The sequence below is a fragment of the Nostoc sp. MG11 genome, from assembly GCF_014904695.1.
In the GTDB taxonomy this organism is placed as follows: domain Bacteria; phylum Cyanobacteriota; class Cyanobacteriia; order Cyanobacteriales; family Nostocaceae; genus Komarekiella.
In genome coordinates this window covers 1-1,188 of sequence record NZ_JACXXN010000180.1, presented here as the reverse complement: position 1 = coordinate 1,188, position 1,188 = coordinate 1, and the positions used below count along the sequence as shown (strand labels likewise).

Here is a 1,188-nt window from a genome sequence, read left to right as displayed (position 1 = left end):
GCCGCCGAGATACGGATACCGTTGGCGAATTCCCCAAACAGCTAAACTGAACCGATTAGTTCAGCAATGAAACGATTGAGAACCTTCTGAGCAGTTTTATACCCAGATGCTTGCTTACCTAACTTCAGTTCAGATAAAACACGGTTACGTAAAATTTCAAGTTCTTTTACCGTAAGCAACCCAACAGACTGTTTTGCTGCCTTAGTAGATGTCTGATGCAACTCCCTTTGCCGTGTAATACTTGGTCAAGGCTCGTTTTCTCCTTGAGTGGAGCTAAGATTTCTGAATCTTCCCGTGTAATACACAGGTTAGCGTTATGCTTAACAATGTGTTCTAAATAGTCAGCACGAGTTAAGCCCAAACATTCAGAGGCAATACCAATAGCCTTCCAAGTCTCCGAAGTTAGTCGCAAAGAACGTACTTCACGATAATCATCGTTTTTGAGCGCAAACTTTCCTTGAATGTCTCGTTTGAACATAAGCTCCCCCATGTATTACATCGTAAGTTTAACTTTGAATAACGAATCTCTACCGTGTAATACATGGAAGTAGACTCAAATTATATTAACGTTTTAGCAAGAAGCTAAACGGATATTCTCTAGCAGGCAGTAGAGTCTGCCAGTCTCGCAAAGTGTGAGGAGCGAGTTTTAGCCCTTGGTATCTCCTCCAACCATGCGAAAACTCGACCTAGATTGATAGCGGCAGCCGTCAGAATATGCTGTAGATGAGTTTTAACTAGCCCAATATAACGGCAATCGCGCAATTCAAATGCTCGGATGCCCTGAGAGATAGTTCCTTCAATACCTGAACGCAGCTCATACTGTTTTTGGAACTGTTCAGTTTTTTGTCGAACTCTTGCTTTTTGAAGAGCTTCATAATCAGATTGTGTCTGTATAGTTAACCCGCGCGGGTTTGTTTTTGCACGAGTACATTGGGAACGAACCGGACAACCTAAACAATCACGCTGCCGAAATTCGACATAAATTACTGGTTTACCATAAACATTTTTATTCTTTTTCCAAAGGTAACTACGCTTACCTTGAGGACAGTAGACCGCTTTCTGCTGCCAATCTATCTGAAAGTGAGATAAATCAAATCCTAGTCCGGCCTTTGCTTGCCACCCAACATTGAGAGCTACTGGCCCCAACAGGTCAATGTTATAGTCTCGCTGTGAGGTAGAAAGTAATTG

Annotated in this window: 1 protein-coding gene and 1 pseudogene; both read right to left on the bottom strand. The window is 42.3% G+C overall.

Features of this window, described 5'->3' with window-relative positions:
• Positions 1-41: 41 nt before the first annotated feature.
• A pseudogene (locus HCR01_RS37945) lies at positions 42-478 on the bottom strand (hypothetical protein).
• A gap of 119 nt (positions 479-597) precedes the next feature.
• The coding region (locus HCR01_RS37940) for a transposase (protein ID WP_193201017.1) at positions 598-1,188 on the bottom strand (591 nt) is incomplete at its 5' end.